This window comes from Dyadobacter sp. HNCC25DJ185, assembly GCF_056895195.1.
In genome coordinates, this window is sequence record NZ_JBXHAR010000004.1 from 607,311 (window position 1) to 627,506 (window position 20,196).

Annotated in this window: 14 protein-coding genes; 4 read left to right on the forward strand and 10 right to left on the reverse strand. The window is 47.8% G+C overall.

The features are described 5' to 3' along the window. Positions 1-56 precede the first annotated feature (56 nt). The 4 genes from AC1XUF_RS14445 to AC1XUF_RS14460 all read right to left on the reverse strand — a co-directional run bounded on the left by AC1XUF_RS14445 (position 57) and on the right by AC1XUF_RS14460 (position 6,559). On the reverse strand, positions 57-1,532 hold the full coding sequence (locus tag AC1XUF_RS14445) for an aldehyde dehydrogenase (NADP(+)) (RefSeq protein ID WP_483342504.1): 1,476 nt from the start codon (positions 1,530-1,532) through the stop codon (positions 57-59). Positions 1,533-1,535: 3 nt separating this feature from the next. Beyond that, positions 1,536-2,474: a dihydrodipicolinate synthase family protein gene (locus AC1XUF_RS14450; protein ID WP_483342505.1), complete on the reverse strand. Its 939-nt coding sequence runs from the start codon at positions 2,472-2,474 to the stop codon at positions 1,536-1,538. Between the two features lie 107 nt (positions 2,475-2,581). Then, positions 2,582-4,510, reverse strand: a complete 1,929-nt coding sequence (locus AC1XUF_RS14455; protein WP_483342506.1) for a DUF3857 domain-containing protein — start codon at positions 4,508-4,510, stop codon at positions 2,582-2,584. Between the two features lie 12 nt (positions 4,511-4,522). Then, the gene (locus AC1XUF_RS14460; RefSeq protein ID WP_483342507.1) at positions 4,523-6,559 is read right to left on the reverse strand and encodes a DUF3857 domain-containing protein; all 2,037 of its coding nucleotides are present in this window, start codon (positions 6,557-6,559) and stop codon (positions 4,523-4,525) included. 218 nt (positions 6,560-6,777) lie between these two features. Here AC1XUF_RS14460 and AC1XUF_RS14465 point away from each other — a divergent pair, with 218 nt between their 5' ends. The 4 genes from AC1XUF_RS14465 (at position 6,778) to AC1XUF_RS14480 (ending at position 15,502) form a co-directional block, all read left to right on the forward strand. Beyond that, positions 6,778-7,869, forward strand: coding sequence for a Gfo/Idh/MocA family protein (locus AC1XUF_RS14465; RefSeq protein ID WP_483342508.1), 1,092 nt, complete (start codon positions 6,778-6,780; stop codon positions 7,867-7,869). Between the two features lie 644 nt (positions 7,870-8,513). Next, positions 8,514-11,741, forward strand: a complete 3,228-nt coding sequence (locus AC1XUF_RS14470; protein WP_483342509.1) for a SusC/RagA family TonB-linked outer membrane protein — start codon at positions 8,514-8,516, stop codon at positions 11,739-11,741. Between the two features lie 40 nt (positions 11,742-11,781). Continuing rightward, positions 11,782-13,356 carry a RagB/SusD family nutrient uptake outer membrane protein gene (locus AC1XUF_RS14475; RefSeq protein WP_483342510.1) on the forward strand — a complete coding sequence of 525 codons (1,575 nt, stop codon included), beginning with the start codon at positions 11,782-11,784 and terminating at the stop codon, positions 13,354-13,356. A gap of 142 nt (positions 13,357-13,498) precedes the next feature. Beyond that, positions 13,499-15,502, forward strand: coding sequence for a sialate O-acetylesterase (locus tag AC1XUF_RS14480; RefSeq protein ID WP_483342511.1), 2,004 nt, complete (start codon positions 13,499-13,501; stop codon positions 15,500-15,502). A 61-nt stretch (positions 15,503-15,563) separates the two neighbouring features. On the opposite strand, the gene AC1XUF_RS14485 is transcribed toward AC1XUF_RS14480, so the two are convergent. The 6 genes from AC1XUF_RS14485 to AC1XUF_RS14510 form a co-directional block, all read right to left on the reverse strand. Next, positions 15,564-16,343 (reverse strand): TIGR00266 family protein, encoded by a 780-nt coding sequence (locus tag AC1XUF_RS14485; RefSeq protein ID WP_483342512.1) that lies wholly within the window; start codon positions 16,341-16,343, stop codon positions 15,564-15,566. A gap of 47 nt (positions 16,344-16,390) precedes the next feature. Further along, on the reverse strand, positions 16,391-16,645 hold the full coding sequence (locus tag AC1XUF_RS14490; protein WP_483342513.1) for a hypothetical protein: 255 nt from the start codon (positions 16,643-16,645) through the stop codon (positions 16,391-16,393). 74 nt (positions 16,646-16,719) lie between these two features. Beyond that, positions 16,720-18,270 carry a glutamate--tRNA ligase gene (gltX, locus tag AC1XUF_RS14495; protein ID WP_483342514.1) on the reverse strand — a complete coding sequence of 517 codons (1,551 nt, stop codon included), beginning with the start codon at positions 18,268-18,270 and terminating at the stop codon, positions 16,720-16,722. Between the two features lie 105 nt (positions 18,271-18,375). Continuing rightward, a complete protein-coding gene (locus AC1XUF_RS14500; RefSeq protein ID WP_483342515.1) occupies positions 18,376-18,744 on the reverse strand; it encodes a Rid family detoxifying hydrolase in 369 nt (122 codons plus the stop codon). 54 nt (positions 18,745-18,798) lie between these two features. Beyond that, complete coding sequence (locus tag AC1XUF_RS14505; protein ID WP_483342516.1) at positions 18,799-19,317, reverse strand: acyl-CoA thioesterase; 519 nt, start codon at positions 19,315-19,317, stop codon at positions 18,799-18,801. 17 nt (positions 19,318-19,334) lie between these two features. Continuing rightward, a complete protein-coding gene (locus tag AC1XUF_RS14510; RefSeq protein ID WP_483342517.1) occupies positions 19,335-20,177 on the reverse strand; it encodes an outer membrane beta-barrel protein in 843 nt (280 codons plus the stop codon). Positions 20,178-20,196: the final 19 nt, after the last annotated feature.

The following is a 20,196-nucleotide window of genomic DNA, read 5'->3' on the forward strand; positions in this document are numbered from 1 at the left end:
GGCTTTGTTCTTCCCTTCCTTACTCTTCCATCATCCCAAAGGCTAATCGCTATAAGCTAAATAGCTCCTTTTGTAACTTCGTTATTAACATTCCGCCAGATTCCCAGTGGATTGGCATTCTGCAATTCTTCCGGCAAAAATTCGTCCGGCCAGTTCTGGAAGCTCAATGGTCTGGTGAAACGTTTGATCGCGTCAGGCCCGACTGAGGTATACTGACTGTTGCTCGACGAAGGAAATGGTCCGCCGTGGTGCATGGATTTACAAACCTCCACGCCGGTCGGGAAATTATTGAAAATGATCCGTCCGCATTTGTTCTGAATCGTGGCGATCAGTTCAGGATAGGCTGCGATATCGCCGGTAGTTGCCAGCAATGTGGCAGTCAGCTGACCATGTAATTTGGAAGTTACCGCCAGTATTTCACCAGCATCCTTACATTTCACGATCAATGCAAAAGGTCCGAAAACTTCTGTTTGTAAATCATCATTGATCAGAAAATCAATACCCGAAACCGTCGCGACCGTAGCGGTACCCTGGCCTTCTTCGGCCTCGGCGGTTGCATTGGCCAGAATGGTAACACCGGATTGTGAAATCACCTTTTCACGGTTGCTCCAATATCCTTTTGCAATGCCCGTATTGAGCATATAAGCAGGTAATGCTTTCAGAATCTCTGCTTCCAGTGCTTCCGTAAATTCATCCAGGGCCGCACCTTCTTCGCTGATCAGTAATCCGGGATTGGTACAAAACTGGCCCACACCCAATGTCAGAGAGGCTGTATATTGTTTGGCTAGTTCTGCTGCGGAGGTACTTAATTTTTCGGGTAAAAGAAAAACCGGGTTAATGCTGCCCATTTCGGCAAAAACCGGGATCGGCTCGGGGCGTTTACTGGCAATGTCTACCAAAGCCAGCCCGCCACGATTAGAACCTGTAAATCCTACTGCCTTGATCACCGGATGACTTACCAGCGCCTGTGCTTCTTCATTGGTTTCACAAAATAAATGTGCAAATGTTCCTTCCGGAAAACCGCTTTTTGCTACGCCCCGGCTGATCGCGTCGGCCATCATTTGGGAAGTTTCCGGGTGGCCTGGATGCGCTTTCACTACCACCGGACAACCCGCCGCAATGGCACTGGCGGTATCTCCGCCGGCCGTCGAGAATGCGAAAGGAAAATTGCTCGCACCGAAAACCGCTACTGGTCCCAATGCTACATTGGTTTTACGAATATCCGGCTTCGGCGGAATGCGATCCGGGTTTGCAGTATCAATGCTGGCGTCCAGGGAATATCCCTTTTCGACAGCCTCAGCGTAGCTCCTCCACTGAAAAATCGTCCTACCCTTTTCTCCCGTCAGTCTGGCCTCCGGCAGGTTGGATTCTCTCTTGGCTGTCTCGATCAGCTCCGGACCGAGGGCTTCGATTTCTTCGGCGATGGCGCGCATTAAAGCTACGCGTCTTGAAACCGGATATTTATTTATTGTAACAAAAGCTTCCTGTGCTTTTTGCAATGTAACTTCTAGCTGCTCCTGGAAAATTCCCATCGTTTATGCTAAATACGAATCTGCTGTTAAATTCAAATAGTCAGGCAATGTAGGCTGTGTTTCGATTGCTTTGTCGATAACAGCTAAAACTTTCTCTCTCTCGGCACCTTCCAGTACCAAACGTGGCGCACGCACATACTCCGACCCGATGCCCATCTTGGCAGCCGCCAGCTTGATATTCTGAACCAGCTTAGGATGAATGTCCAGTTCTAGCAACGGCAGGTACCAGCGGTAGATCGCCAGCGCTTCTTTATACATGCCGGCTTTTACCAGATTAAAAATCGCGACGGTTTCCTTTGGAAATGCATCCACCAGTCCGCCTACAACCCCGTCGGCACCCAACATTACTTCCTCCATGATCAACGTATCCACGCCGCAGAAGATCCGGAAACGGTCTCCGAAATGGTTGAAAAGGCGGGTCACATTGCTGACGTCGCGGGTCGATTCTTTGATCGCGTGAATGTTCGGCTCTTCGGCAAGCTCCTCGAACATCTCCAGGGTTACCTCGATTTTATAATCTACCGGGTTATTATAGATCATTAATGGTAAAGAAGTACTCTGCGCGATCGTCCTGAAATAAGCGACAGTCTCCCGGTCATCAGCCTTATAGCGCATCGGAGGCAGTACCATCAAACCGTTTGCACCTACACTTTCAGCTTCCTTCGCCATACTCACTGCTTCGGCAGTAGCCTGCTCAGCGATACATACAACTACGGGCATATTTTCCGGTACAATGGTTTTGGCATATTTCACCAGCTCCATTTTTTCGGCCCTGGTAAGCGTACTTGCCTCTCCGAGAGATCCCGCCACGATCGCACCGGTGATCCCGGCCTCGATCTGAGCCTGAAGATTTTTACCAAACAACTCGAAATCAATTGTGTCATCTGCTTTGAAAGGTGTAACCAGCGCAGGGAAAATGCCGTACCAGGATTCTTTGTTCATATCACTTGCTTATTTGAATTTATATCAAAGGTAAAACAATGATCGGTGCTGCTATTCGCATCTTTTAATCAATATTTTACCGATTTTAACCTAGATGAAAACTGGGGTTAAGGCTTACCGGCGACAAATACTACTTGTGTACGATCTGCTTTTCTGACTTTCTTCAGGAAATCAACCCATGCTGAAAATTCCTTCGCCTGGTAGCGTCCGCCATTGATAACCACCTTCCTCGAACAAATAAGTCGGTTGTTGTCCAGGGTTGTATTCAATTCATAGCTTCCAAATGCCGAACTTATCTGAAATGCGGGAAGGGTAGTTTCCAGTTTGTAATGTTCGGGAACCTGATAGAACATCGTGTCCAAATCGGTAAAATTGTATTCCGAAAGCGGCAGATAAAAATCGGTGGCTCGCTCGGAAGAAGTCGGTAACTCAAACGGCCGACTCAGCAGACTTGGTTTTACAAATAACCGGCTGCCGGTTTTAGTGGCGCAGTTGCGGACGTTCATGGTGAGGCTTTCCCTGATGCACGGCTCCTGTCCTTTTTCTTCCGTCAGTTCAAAACGCTGCAGATCGAGGCTGGGCAGGTTGATATGATTCATGAGCCATTTTTTCTGCTCATCCCTGGTGGCGCTGTGCATAACTTCCCTTCTCGATTCCTGCTGAAGACCGGCGTATCTCACCTGAACTTCAATTTTCCCGTCACCGCTTTCTTCCAGGTTGACGTTTGCGTGGCTTGTTCTGGTATTATGATTGCTTTTGTAATCCGGTGTTTGCACCAGTCTCCCGCCAGTCGGCATAACCAGCAAAGCTGGCCGCCCGCCTGTGAAAGTACCCATAAAGTTAGGCAGGGATGTCTGACTTGTACACTCCAGCCAAACTGTATCCTTTGCAACAATGGCACAGGCGATCACGTGATTGAACTGACTGCTGGGAAAATCTGCCCTTATTTGTTCTTCTTCACCCGCCCGGATCAAGGCGGCATGACAAGTAATGCCAGCAGATCGCAGTGCAGCCAGCGTAAAGTTGGTGAGCGCCTTGCAGTCGCCATAACCTTTATTGGCTACCGTCATCGCGTCAATGGTCTGCCAGCCGCCGATACCGAGCTGGATACTCACATAGCGAGATTTACCCTGCATCCATTTATAGATCGCGTCGATCTTCGCACGATCCGATTTTGCGTCTTTGATAACCGTTTTAATTTCAGCAATTGCCGTCGGCGGGAGTACGTCGCGGCCCGCGTTCAACGTATAATAAAACTTGCTCAGGTCTTCCCAGCTGTTGAAATTCCCCTGATATTCCTGTATTTCAAACTCGGCTGGAGCGGCCATTACCATTGGGGTACGGTCGAAAATAGGCAGCGGAAAAAAATCGATCCTATCAGGTACTTTGTTATTTTCGATTGTCCACTGGTAAATATCCGAGCCAGTCGCATCAGCCGATTTGGCGACAGACGGGCTCCCATTGTATTCCCTGTACCTGAATTTAAATCCCGCAGGCGCCTTGATTTTGTAAACCGCTTTCTCAACCGCGGAATTCGGGTTGGCGACAGGCGCCCATCTGGGATAAAACATCATGTTCTTTTCCCTCGTCTCATACATGTATTCAATGGTATAGGGATAATCGTAACTCTTTTTGCCAAAGCTGGCCAGCTTTACCCGTGCATCCGAAATATTGTCCCCGGCGGTGCCATAGCCATAATCCTCTATTTCCGAATTTTTCAACTTCTTCACCAGCTTGCCATCGGCGTCGTAGAGGCTACCGCTAATGTCTATGATCTTGGTAAATTTATCGTAGCCCACCCGCAATCCACCATATTCCGCCTCGCCTCTTTCATTTAAAATAGTAACAACAGAACGGTTCCTGAGGCGCCCTTCGCTTTTCGAAATGATTTCCCAGTTCATTTCATCCAGGCGGACCACCGCATCGGCTTTGTCCAGAAGTGACGGACTTATTTTGCTCACGCTGAATTCGGCCTGGCTAAAAACAAAAAGGGGGACAAAAACAAGGGCTGTACATATTCCTGATATCCTTCGCATCGTGGATGTGTTTTACTTGGATTGTTTTTTGATCACCAATGGCTGCGCATGTTTCTGGACCACCCTTTCGAAAAACTCTTTCAAATCGTGATATTCTTCGGTATCAAACCTGACCTTACTCACATGGACGACGCTGTTCACCTGGATTACATTGCCTGTCTGTCTGACCTGATAAGTAAACCTTCCTGCCTTGTCCGGAAGCGTCAATATTTCTGATTTAGGCATCTCTTCCAGAGCATACCCCTCCGGCAGCGTGAAAGTCCCGATAAAGGAATTCATGATACCGGCGGTCAGGTCGAGCGGATAAATTCTTTCTTTGGACTTCAGAGGGTTGGTTTCCCATCTGCCGGCCAGCATGGGATTAAAATAAAAAACACCGGGGGAAGCATTCTCGTCTTCTGCTTCAAAATCACAGCTGACCGTTACCGAACCCTTCAGGTCCTCTGATTTATTCTTAACCTGAATATTTTGAATTTGCCATTCAGGAATCCGCTTTTTAAGGTCTTCATGGAAAACATCTTCGGGTTCTCCACTGTATTTTTCTCGCCAGCGCAATGCTTCGTAACCTCCATAGGAAATCCCATAATTGCCTTTCATTGTACCTTCTTCAGGATTAATGGTCGCATTGACCATTTCCAATTTACTTTTCAGGTCCTTTGGCGTAATCTCAATAAACCGTCCATTCCCTTTTTTGGGTATCAGCCTTCCATGGCCATTTAAAGCATGCTCAGGAAGTAGGCCCGGCTTTGCATACGGCTGGGTGGCGTCGAGCAGATATTCCTGGTCCCCGATCTTAACATGACTAATGATGTAATTGAAGTTTTCAATCATCGGGATTTCCTGAAAAACATAACCATGCGATCTGGTACTTATCAGTACCGGATTACAATCCAAGTCGAGCTCCCGGAGTAGTACGGTCAGCACCAGGTTAATGTCGGATGCGTTTCCCTTTTTATTGTCAAATGCTTTCTTGGCACCGTCCGAGGAGCGCAATCCGGCATAACCGTCCCATTTGATATACTGCTGAACAAACGAATAGGCCAAATTCATCCTCTCCAGCGGATCTGTCGTCTTTTTGGCGATTTCTTCTTTCTTCTCCTTCAAATATCCGCTTCTTCTCAGCTCCGCCCCAAACCAGCTCGCCTCCGTCAACGTCCGCTCCACATTCTCCCAGGTTTGTGAAAAGTTTTTAGTCAATTCACCTGGAATTGTGATACTGGCAAGCTCGAAGTTGATTTTGGACAAATAATCCTTTTCGGTTGTGATGTAAGGTTCATTCACAAACGCGGGGGCATCTTTCACGACAAACCGGTACGAGATGCCGGCACCATCATATTTGCTATGACCAACCCTGACATTTTCACCCTCCTGTTGATTGATATACAGGGGCAAATAACCTCCCATGGTCATTTTATAGTCCAGAAAAAAAGGTATCGTTATTCTGTACTCGCTCCATTTGAAAGGAACCCGACCCTGAAAGTTCCAGGTACTGGGTTTGATCCTAACCGCCATGGGCGACATCATGGAGTACGAGTATTCGATTACCGAACCTTTTTTTACGTTGGGCAGGTTGAACTTGGTGGTAGTGTAGGAGTCCGTGGATTTCTCCCTTTTAATCGACTTTTTGTCCAGTTCGGTCGTCACGATCTGACCGTTTTCAAGGTTATAAGTAAAACCTTTCAGATCGTCGATCCATTCCTGTTCTTTGTAATTACTGCCTTCGTAATACGAAAGGCCCACGGACGCCCTGTCCAATGCGGATTCTTTCAGAATTTTGATCCTGACCCACATATCGGCTTGCATAACGAGACCTTTCAGGTCGTCATAAATGAATTTCACGTTCCCATAGTCGTATAGGTAAACTGCATCAGCTGTACTGTCGCCCGGGTAGGCCGTCAGTTCAAGGGAGGCACGGTCTATCATGCCCAGTTTGGGGTGAAAATCTTCTTGTGAGATCGCATCAAACGCGGATAAACTGACGATGACAAAGGCGACAATGGGCTTTAATACAATGCGCAGTTGCCTGCATTGAGAGAGAAAGGAAGTCATGAAATGTATAGATGAGGGGTAAGAATTACTGCATTATCGCATTGTTATTTTTAATTTCAAAAAATATTTGTCACCGATCGAATATTTTTTTTACTGAAAAACGGATGTCTGCCAAAACAGATTAAAATCCCTATTTTTGAAACACAAACAAGGCGGGGCTTTGTTACTTACGCAATCTGTTCCTGCTAACCCGGAACCTTTAACATTATCTAATTACTATGTCATCTTTTGAAAATGAAAGCCCGATTCGGGTATTGGTGGTCGGTTGCGGCAACATGGGCGCTTCCCATGCATTTGCATATCAGCTTTTGGACGGTTTTGAAATCTGCGGGATCGTGTCCACCGGAAAAAGCAAGGAAGTTTTGAATGAAAAACTGGGAGGTGGATATGCCCTTTTCAGTGACTACGACACTGCATTGGCCGAGACAAAGCCGGATGCAGTCTGTATTTCTACCTATCCCGACACCCACGAGGAATTTGCCGTTAAAGCATTGGAAAGCGGCGCACACGTATTCATCGAAAAACCGCTGGCCGATACCGTCGAAGGTGCGAAGCGCGTTGTGGATGCTGCCATAAAAGCAGGCAAAAAAGTGGTTGTAGGTTATATTTTACGAGTCCACCCTTCGTGGGAACGCTTTGTTACCGAGGCACAGGGACTGGGTAAGCCGCTAGTGATGCGCATGAACCTCAACCAGCAAAGCCACGGATATATGTGGGGCGTACACCGCAACCTGATGAAGAGCCTCAGCCCGATTGTAGATTGCGGCGTGCATTACATTGATGTGATGTGCCAGATGACACGTTCGAAACCGCTTCGGGTGAATGCGATCGGAGCGCGGATGACGGAGGACATCCCTGCAGGAAATTACAATTATGGCCAGCTGCAGATCTGGTTTGAAGATGGTTCCGTTGGCTGGTATGAAGCAGGCTGGGGACCTATGATCAGCGAAACGGCATTTTTTGTAAAAGATGTGATCGGACCAAAAGGTTCTGCCTCCATCGTAGCAAAAGATGCTGGCGGCAGCGGAAAATCATCGTCGGTGGAAGCACATACCAAGACAGAGTCGATTAGGGTACACCACGCGGACTTGAACGATCAGGATGAGTTTGTTCAAGAAGATACCTGGATCAATCTGGAAGACGAGCCGGACCACCAGGAACTATGTAACCGCGAGCAGCGCTACTTCCTGAAAGCAATCAGAGAAGATGTGGATCTCACAGACCATTTGCAGGACGCCGTCATGAGCCTCTCCATTGCCTTCGCATGTGACGAGTCGGTACGTACCGGGCGTACGGTTGATCTTGTTTGATCCAATACAGCAAAGCGCTTAACTGCAGGTGCAGTATGACATGAATCGTATTTTGATTGAAAGAAATACGTAATTAACTAGGCACTTTCAAATCGGAAAGCCACTCTGCCTTCACTGGCTAAGAGTGGCTTTTTTATTGAAATTTGGCCGTAAAGCGCTGATTTTTACCTGAAATAAGTCAATGTTAAGTAAAAATTATGCAAACGTTTGCACAAATTATGATGTTTTTTTACGGTTACATATTTAAAATTTATTGTTAAATATTATAATATTGCAACGCATTTTTAAGACTTTGTAATAACTCCCAACTGACACCGTAATTTTTGACCAGGTACCTAGGTTTGATTGCGCATTTCAAGAAGCTATCCGTATCACGCTTCGTCAGACAAAAATGTATTGATTGCCATTGCCCACTTTGAAATAAGATAACCCGTTTAATATGCTTGTCAAGACGCGCAATGTTAAAATCATGAGCAATAAAAAATATAATTAAATAAATAATACATATAACTTTTTACACCCTCTCACCTGACACTTTTTAACCTCAAAACAGCCGCCTATGATTAAAGAATAACTCCCAAGAATTCCCGACCAAGTAGCGCCCTGCTACTATGAAACGTTTTTACTACTACTAACCGACTTAAATGAAAAATACCGATACCAATCAATGGTTGTCCCGTTTCCGGGGCATCCGAAATTCCCTATTACTCCTGCCCGCACTTTCGTGCTCCTTTGTGGCAGTCGCCAGTAATAAAGCCGACTTCGAAGCCACCGTTCTCAGGGTGGATAAAACATTAAAAGGAAAAGTAACAGACAAAGAAAACGGCGACGGCCTTCCAGGCGTAAACGTGGTTGTGAAAGGGACCAGTGTGGGTACAACTACCGATGGGTCAGGAAATTACAGCCTCTCCGTTCCCGAAAGCGGCGCTACGTTGGTTTTCAGTTTTGTAGGCTATGTAGGCCAGGAAGTGGAAGTAGGCAACCGCACGACGCTCGACCTGGCACTGGTTTCAGACTCCAAAGCATTGAGTGAAGTAGTGGTTATCGGCTACGGTACTTCCAAGAAATCCGATCTGACAGGTTCTGTTGGTTCTGTCAAAGAAGACCAATTGAAAGAACGTCCGTCGCCTTCGCTGAACCAGGCCCTGCAGGGTAAAATCTCGGGTGTACAGGTAAACGTGAACTCGGGACGTCCGGGTGGACGGGCCAACATCCGTATCCGCGGTTTCAGCTCCATCAACTCTTCCAATAACCCGCTATATGTGGTAGATGGTGTTATGCTTCCCCAAGGAAACCAGAACCAGCAAAGTCAGGCGATCGACTACATCAACCCCAATGATATCGTTTCTGTGGAGGTTTTGAAAGATGCATCGTCGACCGCTATTTATGGTGCGAGAGGTGCCAATGGTGTTATTCTGATCACCACCAAAAAAGGAAAAGCAGGTGAAAGCGTGATCACGTACAGCCTCGACCTGAGCGTACCCTTTACCGGACCACAAAGAGCTGAGACGCTGAACGCAAAAGAGTACCTGGCCGTAGAAGATCTGGCTTACGCCAATATCAAGAAATATGACCCTGCGGGATGGGCTTCCGGCAAGTACGCGCCGCAAGATCCGAAGGTTCGCCGCGCGGCTTTGAACGCGAATCACCCCGACGTATTTTCAGTTGACGCTTCGGGTAACTTCATCCCCAACTACGATACCAACTGGTGGGATGAATCCATTCAGCACAAAGTGGGCCAAAACCACCAGCTTGGTTTCAGCGGTGGTAACAACAAAACCACTTACTCCTTGTCCCTCAACTACCGTGACGACCAGGGCCTGCTCAAAACTTCATTCATGAAGCGTTACTCAACACGTTTGACGATCGACGACCAGGTGAAAAAATGGATGCGCATTGGCGGTACTTTGAGCTATAACAACCAGGCCGAAAACCTCGTGGACATTAACGATGCCGTTCCACGCCAGATGGTGGAAGACTTCCCGTTCCTGCCTGTCAAATATCCTGACGGAACCTATGCCAACAACCGCGACTATCCGCAGGCCGAGGGTACCATGAGCTCAGTACACCGTTTGATGGACCGCAAATACAACCAGAACACGCAAACTACATTAGGTAGCCTTTATGCGAACCTTACCCTGGCGCAGGGACTGGAATTCCGCTCGGTACTGGGTGTGAATGTTCTTAGCCAGGAAATCAACGAGTCTTCGACACGTACACTGTCGATCAGCGAATTCGGTACGGCGGGCAAATCCAACCGTAAAGAGACCTTTTGGTCATTTGAAAACTACCTGACCTACAACAAAACTTTCGGCGGCATTCACGCGCTGACTGCTTTGGCGGGTATTTCGTGGCAGGAAACGAACATTGCAACAACTGGCGCAAGCGTTCGTAACTTCTCTACCGACTATTTTTCATTCAACAACCTCGGAGCCGGTGCTACGTTGCCAAGCGTGGCTTCGGGCGCTTCCCGGTTTGCGTTTAACTCGTACTTCGGTCGCTTGAACTATACCCTGAAAGATAAATACCTCCTGACATTCACAGGACGCGCGGATGGTTCTTCAAAATTCGGTGAGAACCACAAGTTTGCATTCTTCCCCTCGGCTGCGTTGGCATGGAAAGTTTCGGACGAGGAGTTCCTGAAGTCGCAATCGTTTATCTCCAACCTGAAAGTACGTACCAGCTACGGTTTGACGGGTAACTCGGAAATTCCTCCGTATTCGTCATTGTCCTTGCTGAGCGCCAACTATTCTACCATTTACAGTGATACCCGCGTAAATGGTACAGGTATCAACAGGCTTGCAAACCCTGATCTGAAATGGGAAAAAACAGCGCAAACTGATGCGGGTGTGGAAATCAGCATCCTGAAAGGAAGGATCTCGCTGGAAGCCGACTACTATTACAGAAAGACCACCGACATGCTTTTGGATGCGCCGGTACCACGTACCAGCGGTTATGCTGTGATCAGGAAGAACGTTGGCTCAATGGAAAACAAAGGGGTTGAACTAGCATTGAATACAACCAACATCGAAAGAGGAGACTTCACCTGGAACACGACCTTCAACATCTCGTTCAATAGAAGCAAGGTGTTATCTCTGGCAACGCCGTCCGATATCTTCGGCGTGGGCGGTCCTGGTATTACCAACCAGACCAGCGTGATCCGTATCGGCGAACCTGCGGGTGCATTCTGGGGACTGACCCGTCTGGGAACATGGAGCGAAGCTGAAAGAGACCAGGCTGCGAAATTCACCAGCTACCGTAATAACCTGACCATGCTGCCGGGCGATATCAAGTATAAAGATTTCAACGGCGACGGTGCCATCACGGATGCCGACCGTACCATCATCGGCAACGGTAGTCCAAAAGGATGGGGAACATTATCCAACACAGTTCGTTACGGAAGTTTTGACCTGACATTCGATATGCAGTTCTCTTATGGAAACGACGTAATGGATATGAACCTGCACGCAAGTGAAGACCGCGTTTCTATCGCGAACAGCTACAGAACTGTTTTGAATGCATGGACACCTCAAAACCAGAATACACCCATCGCTGAGATCCGTGAAACCCGCGCAGGTTACGTAACCAACGTAGATACGCACTGGATTTTCGACGGTTCCTTCCTGCGCGGAAGAAACCTTTTGCTCGGTTACAATTTCAATTCAGACCTGATCAGCAAAATCAAGTTGAGCAAACTGAGATTGTATGTTTCTGCTCAAAACTTCTTCCTGCTTTCTCCTTACAAACTGGGCGACCCGGAGGCAACGCCAATCCGCGGCGGCGATGCGGATAACGTCTTTTCCCAAGGTATGATCTGGCATGGTTATCCAAAACCAACCACTTTCATGGCAGGCCTGCAGATCGCATTCTAAGAACAGGAGATTTAATTTTTATTGAAAAAAGATACATCATATGAAGCTAAATAAATTAAGAAATATAGGTACGGCAATCCTGTGTAGCGCTATTTTACTAGGCCCTACCAGTTGCTCCGACTTCCTGGACGAGCAAGATCCCTCGAACCTGACCCCGGAAAGCTACTATACGATCCCTGACCACGCCGAAGCGGCAGTAGCTGCCACTTATGCGGGTATGCGTTTCTACGGTGACGGTGCAGGTATTTTCTCCGCCAACTGGCAATTGCTCGAAGCGGTGACAGGTACTGCTACTACTGAAACCGGTCAGAACTCGGATTTGAACAACTTGTATTCGCTCACTTACGACGGTAACACCGGGCACATCGTGAACTGGTGGAACGGGCTTTACCGTATGATTGCGAATGCTAACCTGGCAATTGAAAAGATCCCGACGATCCCATTCCTGGCGCCGGCAACGGAAGCACAGAAAGTGAAGCTGATAGGTGAAGCACGGTTTCTGAGAGCATGGGCTTATTTTTATGCGGTAAGGCTTTGGGGAGATGTTCCATTGGTGACCAAACCACAAACAGCGACATCGGAAGACTTCTTTGCAAAAAGAGCCCCGCAGGAAGAAGTTTACAAACTGATCGTAGAAGATCTGCAGGCAGCAGAAGCGGCAGGATTGCCGGTTTTCGAAACTACCGGTCGTGCAACTCAAATGGCAACCAAAGCATTGTTGTCAAAAGTATATCTGACCATGGCCGGATTCCCGCTGAGCAAAGGTGCCAGTCACTACAAGCTTGCGGCTGACAAAGCTTTTGAAGTAATCACTTACTCCAAGGCCAATCCAACTACCGTGAACCTTTTCCCGACTTACAAGGAAATCCACACGGAAGCACTAAAAAACCGTTTGGAGCATTTATTGCAGATCCAATACAATGTGGCAGTTGCGGCATTCCCGTTGAACGACTACTTTCCTAATTTCAAGGCTGTGACCTACTCGGGTCCCGGCGGAACGGGAAGTACAATCCCGACACTTTCTTTCTACAATTCTTTTGATGATACAGACTTGCGCAAGAAAGATCAGGAAGGCTGGTTTTACACCACTTATTATACCAACGGAAATGGTGCAAAATTTGACCTGGGCGCGCCCTATGTTTTCAAACATTTCAACCAGACTGCCTTGGGCGGGCCAGGCATTACACCGACCCGCAACAACAACCTGAACGTGAACCTGATCCGTTTTGCCGAGGTACTGCTTATTTATGCAGAAGCGCAGAACGAACTGGGCGGACCTAATGCGGAAGTGTACGATGCCTATAAGAGAATTCGTGACCGTGCGCAGTTGACCACACCGGCACAAACTACTTTCACGCAGGCTACTTTGCGCGAGGCGATTTGGCGTGAGCGCTGGTACGAATTCTGCTACGAAGGCATCACCTGGTTTGATATGGTACGTCTTCGGAAAGTGTTCAACGAAAAAACAAAAGGATTTGACAACTTCGTTGGCCACCTTAACCTAAACGTCGGCGCCGGTGTTCCTCTTCAGGAAAAACACCTGCTGTTCCCGCTTGGTGTCCAGGAAATGAAAAATAACCCTGGCCTAACCCCTCAGAATCCAGGTTACAACTAAAATTTGGTGATGAATTTTGAAAAGCCGGCCTGTAGCATTGCTAACTGGCCGGCTTTTTTATTTAATTGTTCCAAACGCCTGTTTTCCAGATCCATTTCGTTGAACTAAAAAGGCTGTCAAGTTGGTCAAAAAGAGCTGGAACATGTTGCATTGGATATTTACCATTTCATTTCTTTGCCTCGGCACTTCTCATCTGTTCGCACAACTGTCGATCACGTCGCCAGTAGACAACCAGGTAATGCAGCGTGATAGCGCAGGATTTGCGATCCTGCCAATAACCGCATATGCCTATTTTCCTTATTCCCAAGTCAAAGCTTCTCTCATACCTATCGAGGGGAACACCCATCAGCAAAAGGAACTTACATTCGAGGGAAACCAAGTTGATGAAGGGTTTCTCACTGGTTCTTTGAAAGCTGGAACAGGCTGGTACCAACTCAAATTGATTGGGTATACCAACGTGGGGATTACCGATTCTGTTGTGATACCCAGGATTGGCATTGGGGAGGTTTTTCTGGTCACCGGTAATTCCAATGCGATGGGGCTGCCAGGTTTGGGTGCGAAAAATGCTTCCAGTTCGGTCATCTCATTCAACACGACCAATAAAACCCTCAACAATGAGAACATTACGGTAGCTCCCGACGGACCGATGCCCCCACCGGCATTTGGGCCCATGCAAAAGGACGGGTATATTTTCCCAAATGGGGAAACGTCCTGGTATTGGGGAGAACTAGGGGATATGCTTTCAAAAAGATGGGAAACACCTGTCCTATTTTTCAATGCGGCCTGGGCAGCGGCAAATTCTGAAAATTATGCCGACGCTGCTTCCGGAAAAGACGCCTACAATTTATACGTCGGCAAATACTGGCCAAACCGGCAGCCTTACAGCAACATTGTAAACACGCTGCGCTACCTCACCTCCTGGACGGGGATCAGAGCCATTCTGTGGTCTCACGGCGAAAACGACGCGCAATTAGGTTTCAAGGAAGATGATTATTTCAATGGCATCCGCACGCTCATTGAGAACAGCAGAAAGGATACCGGCTACAATATCCCCTGGCTGCTGGCCCGCAATTCGGCAAGCAACGCTGTAAAAGACCCCTATCTTCCTGTCCTGAATGCACAGAACAGGCTGACTGAAATAAAGAATTTCAACGTTTTCAAGGGGGCTTACCTGGATACCATTCAAATTCCCCGGCCCGTTTCCGGCCATTTCGAAAACGTAACAGGAGGTATTCAAGGGTTAACATTGGCTGCAACTGCCTGGAACCGCACTTTATCCGACTCCATCATTAAAAAATTAACGCCGGTGAGGCCAGGTTACGCCATTCATACCGGCGCCACGCCTGCCCGGCTTTTTCCGGGAGCATCCTTCGATCTGCCTTTTGAAATAACCGGTCAACCCGCGACCATCGTAACGATACACGCAGAACTGCTGAATCATGCGGGAGTTTATGTCGGTACCATTGGATCCGGTGTCACCAGCCCTGTGTCGGTTCAATTACCTGACACTTTAAGTGAAGGGAGCTATAAAATCAGACTGACGGCGCTCAATCCAATCCTTCCGGGCAGCGTCTCCGATTCTTTCTTTGTGGATAAGAGCTACAAGCAGATCGAGTATGTCAATCAGATTGCAGCCCGGCTGCTAGGACCGAACATCCACATTTCCTGGCTTCTGGCGCCAGCGAAACAATTGAGCAGGATCGTTCTGGAAAAGACCACGAACGGCTATCAGTACACAGATTTACAAGGCTATGAACCGGCCGGTAACCAATCCTCAGTAGATGGCTACATAGACCGGAATCTGGGCGAAAACGCTGTTTTTTACAGATTAAGAATGGAATATCAAAATGGCTCAATTGGATATTCCACCATGGTTACCGTTTTTCAGAACGGCAGGCCCGACGAATTGGTCGCGTTTCCAAATCCTGTTACCCGGCAGCAATTCTACTTTAAACCCAACCCCAATAAAACTTTTCAATACTCGCTTTTTGACGTAACAGGCAAAGAACATCCCATTTATATTTCGGATAAAGAAGTGATTGGGCTCAACATCGTGAGGCCGATGTATGCTTTACCTGCCGGGGTTTACATTTTCAAGAACTGGAACGGTTCTGAGTCCGGCTCGCAAAACATCCTTTTTAAATGATGTGGAAAAAAAGAAAAAGGCAAGCGCTGAGCACCTGCCTTTACCATATCGCTTCAAATCATTAATCCTCGAATAAGCTACCCAGGCCTCCGATTACAGAGCCGCTCTCTTTCCGAGCATTCGGTCCGGCAATGGATAACCTCTGGATCAGTTTTGAAATCGGCATAGATTGTATCCAGCAGCGGCCTGTTCCTCTCAATGTGGCAAGGAACATTCCCTCCCCGCCAAAAACCATCGATTTCAAACCACCTGATCTTTGAATGTCGAAGCTCAAAGATTGTTCGAATGCAACCACACAGCCCGTATCTACCCGGAGTGTTTCATTGTTAAGCTGTTTTTCCATCACCACGCCACCGGCATGTACAAACGCCATTCCGTCGCCTCTCAGTTTTTGGAGAATAAAGCCTTCGCCGCCGAAGAGCCCTGAACCAAAACGCTGGTTAAAATGGATTTTCATGCTGGTACCCATGGCGGCGCAAAGAAATCCGTCTTTCTGAACGATCAGCTCGTTCCCGTAGATCTTGGATAGGTCGATCGGCATCACGGTTCCAGGATATGGGGCCGAAAACGCCACCTTTTTCTTGCCCACGCCGCGATTGGTAAAATGCGTCATAAAAAGCGATTCACCGGTGATGAGACGTGTCCCTGCCTGGAAAATCTTACCCATAATGCTCTGGTTCGCCTCGGACCCGTCGCCCATTTTGGTTTCAAACTGGATACCGTCTTCCATAAAAAGCATGGCACCTGCTTCGGCAATCACAGTTTCGTTTGGATCAAGCTCAATTTCAACGACCTGAATATCGTCGCCGATAATTTTGTAGTCAATTTCGTGTGAGATCATTTTTTCGTAAAGGTTAAATGGATGTTAAATTGGAACTACATGCAAGATTACTCCTCTTCTTCCTCTTCCTCAGATGTCTTTTTCTTCGATTTTCTGGTTTTCCGGCCTGGGATATCCTCACGGTCCCGAAGCTTCTTGTCGTCCACGTTTTTATTCAAAAACTCATTGATCCGGTCCATATCAAAGGTGGTCGTGATCTCGCCGAAAGAGTTGATCTGAATGTCAAAACCATCCAGGTCTTTGTGGACCCGAGGTTTCTCCGCTGCGGGTTTAGAGGTGTCGCTTTGTTTCTTCTTAGCCATCTGTTCAATATTTACGAAAATATGCAATGATCAATTTTGCATCAAAAGAATTCGATCTTACGGTTCTAACATTCCTATGCCAGCCGTATTTGGGCTGATAAACGGTTGAGTGCATTTTCGAGCCTTTTGATCACTTCATCTTTGCCAAGGATTTCCATAATGATCATCAGTTCCGGCCCTGCGCCTGCACCGGTAACAGCCAGTCGCAGCGCCTGCATGACCTTACCCATTTTGATACCGAGCGATTCCATCGTCGCGGAAATCAGCTCCTTGATATCATGGGCGATAAAGTCTCCCTCAAAACCGGCGAATGCATCTTTCAATCCGGAAATAGCGTTAACCGCATCCTCATTCCATTTCTTCATGACGGTATCCTGATCGTACGTTTCAGGTGCATTGAACAGAAACAGCGACTCGGTTAAAATTTCTTTGACAAAATGGACCCTGTCTTTCAGCAAATGAACGATCTGGGCCAATTGCTCATCCGATACCGCGATCAGCCTTTCATGGTAAAGAGGCTTTAAAGAAGCCATAATATCGGAATCGGCCAACTGTTTCAGGTATTGCTGATTGAACCAATTGGCTTTCTGAATATCGAATCTCGCGCCAGCCTTGTGCACGCGGTCAAAGCTGAAAGATCTGATCAGTTCGTCCATGCTGAATATCTCCTGCTCAGTACCTGCGTTCCATCCGAGCAAAGCAAGGAAATTGGCGGTAGCGCCTGGCAGGTAGCCTTCTTCACGGAAGCCTTTGGCTTTTTCGCCGGTCATCGGGTCAGTCCATTGCAATGGAAAAATGGGAAACCCTCCCAGGTCAGCGTCACGCTTGGAAAGCTTTCCGTTTCCATCGGGTTTGAGCAGCAAAGGCAAATGCGCAAACTGCGGCATGGTACTTTCCCAACCCAAGTAACGATATAACAAAACATGCAATGGAGCCGACGGCAGCCATTCTTCCCCGCGAATCACGTGTGTGATGCCCATCAGGTGATCATCCACGATGTTGGCCAAATGGTAAGTGGGCATACCATCCGATTTCAGCAGGACTTTATCGTCAATTTGTGAAGAATGCACCACCACCCAGCCTCGGATCAGGTCATTGAAACGGATATCCTCTTTCGGCATGATCTTCATCCGGACTACGTAAGGATCACCGCTTTCGAGCCGTGCCTTTGTTTCTTCCGCCGTTAAGGTAAGTGAATTGGTCATCTCCATGCGGGTTATCGCATTGTATTGCGCGGCGGCTACTTTCGCAGCTTCCAGGCGTTTGCGCATATCGTCCAATTGCTCCGGTGTATCAAATGCATAATATGCTTTTCCTTCACGGATCAGCCTTTCAGCATATTCGCGGTACATCTCCTTTCTTTCCGACTGCTTGTACGGGGCATGCGGGCCACCTTGTTCCGGGCCTTCGTCTATTTCGATTCCCAGCCATTTCAATGCTTCCAATATATAGGCTTCCGCTCCCGGGACGAAACGGTTTTGGTCGGTATCTTCGATACGGAGCAACATCTGGCCACCCTGCTGGCGTGCAAACAAATAGTTATACAAAGCAGTACGCACACCGCCCGCGTGGAGCGGACCGGTTGGGCTGGGGGCAAATCTTACCCGAACTGGTGTTTTACTCATATATGTTAAAAGCTAATTTTTATTGTTGGGGTTGTTTGAGTTTGTTCTGCATTGTTAGGCGATTTCCGATTCAAACCGATCCATCCATCCGTACTCCTGCCGTTTTTACTCAACCGCTATGACCGATATTTCCACATTCACATCCTTGGGCAGGCGTGCAACCTGTACGGTTTCACGCGCCGGCGGCTCTTTGGTAAAAAAGCTGCCATAAACCTCATTGACGGCCGCAAAATCATTCATATCCCGCAGGAAAATACTGGCTTTCACAACATGCTGGAAACCAAGACTGGCGGCTCCAAGGATATGACCGATGTTTTGCATGACCAGTCCGGTTTCTGCCTTGATGTCACCTGATTTTGAAATATCAGCGGCGATCTGCCCGGAGACATAGACGGTCCCGTTTACTTTTACCGCCTGGCTGTATGGCCCGATCGGCGCTGGCGCTTTATCTGAGAATATGATTTCCTTGGGCATAGTAATAAAAGAGTTGATCGCGCGAAATTACCAAATAATGGCGTGCAGATTAAGTTATGCCACCTGAAAAAGCGCTTTTAGTTCGGTAGCGTCGGCAGCACTCATGCGGCCCGCCAGTACTAATCGTAGTTGCCGGCGACGCAAAGCACTCAGGAATAATTCCTTTTCCTCATCGGTTTCAGGTTCCAGGCCCGGTACTTCTATGGGGCGCCCATTCTGGTCCACCGCCACGAAAGTGTAGAAAGCCCGGTTGGTACTTACCCTGATTCCGGCAGGAATATCTTCGGCCCAAACTTCCAAAAATACTTCCATCGACGAATTGAAAGCGCGGGTAACTTTAGCGCGCATCGTAACAATATTGCCAAGCCTGATGGGTTCTGTGAACGAGACATTATCTACTGAAGCCGTAACGACAATCCGATTGGAATGTTTCTGGGCAGAAATAGCCGCGCAAATATCCATCCAATGCAAAAGCCTCCCTCCCATCAGATTGTTCAACGTATTGGTGTCATTGGGAAGCACCATTTCGGTCATGGTTACTTCGGATTGATGGGGCAACTTGGGTTTCAACATATATAGTTTTGAAGATCTTAAAATTTGGGGCAGCGGGTTTTCTTTCTCTGCAAGGCCTGCATCCGGTTGCCGATCAGGTAGCTGGCTTTTACCTGTAAAAATAAATAGCTGTCTTTGCTTTTGGCGCTTCCTCGGTAGAAGCCAGGTTGCCGGGCAGGTTCCCCGATTTCAGGCGCCCGATCGGAAAGCCTCCTGGCCAGGTCATTGGGCAACTGGTCAGGGTTGGGATAAACGGTGCTTACGTCGTCGAGGTAATCGGAATTGACGAAATTATTGCAAAGTTCAATACCCAGGTTTAAACGCTCGGTTGTTTTAAATGAAACTCCAATACCGGCAGTGAAAACCAATGGAAGGCGCTTATACTTAATCCCTTCGGTCGTTAATGGTGCCAGGCTTTCCCATTTTCCGTCGATTTTGGCTTTGGGATTCAGCAAAGTGAAACCTGCGCCGCCAAAAAGATAAGGATTGATGGGCGCCTGCCGGTTAAATGAGAACAAGTCGGCCTGAATACCCAAGTGAATGTCTGGGTTGAATGTTTTGAAGGAAAGGTTATTCTGGAAGTTCTTGGAATATTTTTGGTCTGCGGACACCTGATAAAACCTCAGTTCACCTCTTGCACTGACATGCTCCGTCAGTCGGTACATACCCCCCAGCGAAATGGAAGGCCCGAGTCCCAGGTGCTTCATATTGATCCCGTCGCTCAGATCGCCCATATAGTAAGCCACGCCAAAGCCAGCCGTCCCGCTTACCACTCCAAAGGGATTTACATACCGATTGCCAAATTTGGATCTTCCCTGTCCGAAACCGAAGTGCGATAACCCAATTAACAACAAGACCAGAACAGTACATTTACTTTTCATAGCTTCCTTGCGCCAGCGT

Excerpts from the sequence above, each read along its gene's own strand:
- AC1XUF_RS14445 (WP_483342504.1), bottom strand. The coding sequence starts at position 1,532 with ATGGGAATTTTCCAGGAGCAGCTAGAAGTTACATTGCAAAAAGCACAG.
- AC1XUF_RS14450 (WP_483342505.1), bottom strand. The coding sequence starts at position 2,474 with ATGAACAAAGAATCCTGGTACGGCATTTTCCCTGCGCTGGTTACACCT.
- AC1XUF_RS14455 (WP_483342506.1), bottom strand. The coding sequence starts at position 4,510 with ATGCGAAGGATATCAGGAATATGTACAGCCCTTGTTTTTGTCCCCCTT.
- AC1XUF_RS14460 (WP_483342507.1), bottom strand. The coding sequence starts at position 6,559 with ATGACTTCCTTTCTCTCTCAATGCAGGCAACTGCGCATTGTATTAAAG.
- AC1XUF_RS14465 (WP_483342508.1), top strand. The coding sequence starts at position 6,778 with ATGTCATCTTTTGAAAATGAAAGCCCGATTCGGGTATTGGTGGTCGGT.
- AC1XUF_RS14470 (WP_483342509.1), top strand. The coding sequence starts at position 8,514 with ATGAAAAATACCGATACCAATCAATGGTTGTCCCGTTTCCGGGGCATC.
- AC1XUF_RS14475 (WP_483342510.1), top strand. The coding sequence starts at position 11,782 with ATGAAGCTAAATAAATTAAGAAATATAGGTACGGCAATCCTGTGTAGC.
- AC1XUF_RS14480 (WP_483342511.1), top strand. The coding sequence starts at position 13,499 with ATGTTGCATTGGATATTTACCATTTCATTTCTTTGCCTCGGCACTTCT.
- AC1XUF_RS14485 (WP_483342512.1), bottom strand. The coding sequence starts at position 16,343 with ATGATCTCACACGAAATTGACTACAAAATTATCGGCGACGATATTCAG.
- AC1XUF_RS14490 (WP_483342513.1), bottom strand. The coding sequence starts at position 16,645 with ATGGCTAAGAAGAAACAAAGCGACACCTCTAAACCCGCAGCGGAGAAA.
- gltX (WP_483342514.1), bottom strand. The coding sequence starts at position 18,270 with ATGAGTAAAACACCAGTTCGGGTAAGATTTGCCCCCAGCCCAACCGGT.
- AC1XUF_RS14500 (WP_483342515.1), bottom strand. The coding sequence starts at position 18,744 with ATGCCCAAGGAAATCATATTCTCAGATAAAGCGCCAGCGCCGATCGGG.
- AC1XUF_RS14505 (WP_483342516.1), bottom strand. The coding sequence starts at position 19,317 with ATGTTGAAACCCAAGTTGCCCCATCAATCCGAAGTAACCATGACCGAA.
- AC1XUF_RS14510 (WP_483342517.1), bottom strand. The coding sequence starts at position 20,177 with ATGAAAAGTAAATGTACTGTTCTGGTCTTGTTGTTAATTGGGTTATCG.